Genomic DNA, 2,092 nt, shown 5'->3' on the forward strand with positions numbered 1-2,092 from the left:
CGTCGTCCGCGGTCGCGCCGCCCGGGCCCGACAGCGGCGACGGTCGCCCTTGGCTCCGTCGGATCGGTCCCGACACGGTCACCTTCGCGGTGTTGTACGTCTCGGTGTCGCCGAACCGACCGCCGGTGAGCCGCGAGAGAACCGCGCGGCCCGCGATCGTCGTCGCCGCGCCCACCGCGGCAGCCACGAGCAACCCCTTCCGTCCGTTCGTCGGCGCGTCGTCCATACCGACGGTTGGCGTCGCACGCGTTTATAAGCCGTGGCTAGCGTGCGGAGCCGCAGTCGACTGGCATACGGAGCCGCAGTCGACCGGCATACGGAGCCGCAGTCGATCGGTGCGCGGGGCCGTGGCCGGCTGCGACGCTGTTCGTGCGAAAAGCCGCAGAAAAACCGCGTCGGAACCGTCGAAATCGCCGGCTTACAGGAGGCCGGTCTTCTGGAGCTTCATCAGGTCCTCGGTGTCGAGCGTCTCGCCCTCCTTGAACTTCTGATAGATCTCCTCGGCCTCTTCCTTCTCCTCTTCGCGCTTCTCGGCGCGCTCGTCCTGACGCTCTTCCTCCTCCTTCTTGTCGAGTTCGCGCAGTCGCTTCTGGACGCGGACGAAGTCCTCGTGGTGGCGGTCGGCCGCCTCCTGGGCCTCGACGAACAGCTCGTGCATCTCGTCGGCCTCGTCGCGGATGTCGTCGGCCTCGCGGTAGGCCTCGATCATCTGGTTGTGGTGCTCTTGGGCCTTGTCCGCGAGCTCCGTCACCTTCTGGTGGTGCTGGGACGCCTCGGAGCGGACCTCCTCGGCCTCCTCGACGAGGTCGTCGAGTTCGCTCGTGTCGTCGACCTTCTCCTTCTTCTCGGCGAGCTTCTCGCGTTTGTCGTCGATCTTCTCGATCAGCTCGCGCTCGTCTTCCGCGTCGAGGACCTCCGTCTGCTGACGGAACTCCAGGTCCTCGATCTCCTCTTCGAGCTCCTCGATGGACTTGCCGGAGCCGAGTTCGAGGTCCTGTTTGAGCTCCTCGACCTCGTCGAACAGCTCGTTGGCCTCGGCGTTGAGCTCGTTGCGTTTGTCCTTGTGTTCCTGGACCTGCTCGTTGAGCTCGTCGCGGTTCTCGCGGTGTTCCTGGGCCTCGTCGACCTTCTCGCGGGTCTTCGCGTTGAGGTCGTCGCGCTTGGACGCGCGCTCGGAGGCCATCTGGTTCAGCTCGTTACGTCGGTCTCGCAGCTGACCGGCGCGTTTGATGAGCTGCCCCTTGGAGCCGTTCTCCAAGTCGTCCTCAGAAAGGTCCACGTTGTCCGCCTCGTCCATCGGTTCCACGTCGTACTGCTCGATGACTTCTTCTTTCGTTACCATTTGTTATCTCTCCATCACCGCTCCGGCGATAGCGACCGCTCGCTGTGGTGCGTCGGGCCGTCTGCAAGAACTCCCGTTCATTTCAGCGTGCGATTCCACCAGCGCCAGAGGCGTTCTGGTATCAGCAACTATCCCCGGGCGATACATAAATACTTCGGTGATTTTCGTGTACACCGGTGGCACGGCCCGTGTACCGCCCGATCTCCGTGGTTACAGTTCACACGGATAGTCCACCGCCGTCCGGCCCCGCTACGAGCCGTCGTCGTCCTCGACGTCGTACGAGAGGACGACCCCGTCGTCGAGCCGCTCCACGTCCGTGAGCGTCAGGTCGGGGAACGCCTCGATGAACCCGCTCCCGTCCGCCAGCGTGGGCGCGTCGCGCCCGCCGACGACCATGGAGCCGACGTAGACGTGGAGTTCGTCGACGACGCCGGCCTCGAAACACGAGAAGATCACCTCGCCGCCCCCCTCGACCATCAGGCGGTCGACGCCGCGGTCCGCGAGCTTCTCCACCCCCGCCCCGATGTCGACGCGCTCCTCGCCGGCGACGATCACCTCCGCGCCCGCGTCGGCGAGCGCCTCGCGACGTTCCCGGTCGGTCGCCTCCGAGACGAGCAGATACGTCGTCGCCGCGTCATCCAAGATCCGGGCGTCGGTCGGGGTGCGTCCGGTGGAATCGACCACGACGCGGGCCGGGTCTCCCGGTCGGCCGTTCCGCAGGCGCTCGACGCGGCGGTCCTCCTCGTCGAG

Annotated in this window: 2 protein-coding genes and 1 pseudogene; all 3 read right to left on the minus strand. The window is 66.1% G+C overall.

What is annotated here, in order from left to right; genetic code table 11:
• Nucleotides 1-226: pseudogene (locus BN903_RS14720) on the minus strand (signal peptide peptidase SppA); the annotation flags it as partial.
• 192 nt (nt 227-418) lie between these two features.
• Nucleotides 419-1,342 carry a coiled-coil protein gene (locus BN903_RS14725; protein ID WP_048078447.1) on the minus strand — a complete coding sequence of 308 codons (924 nt, stop codon included), beginning with the start codon at nt 1,340-1,342 and terminating at the stop codon, nt 419-421.
• Nucleotides 1,343-1,591: 249 nt separating this feature from the next.
• Nucleotides 1,592-2,092: dihydrofolate reductase family protein (locus BN903_RS14730; RefSeq protein ID WP_048078448.1), on the minus strand; the 501-nt coding region annotated here is incomplete at its 5' end.

Source organism: Halorubrum sp. AJ67 (assembly GCF_000513435.1).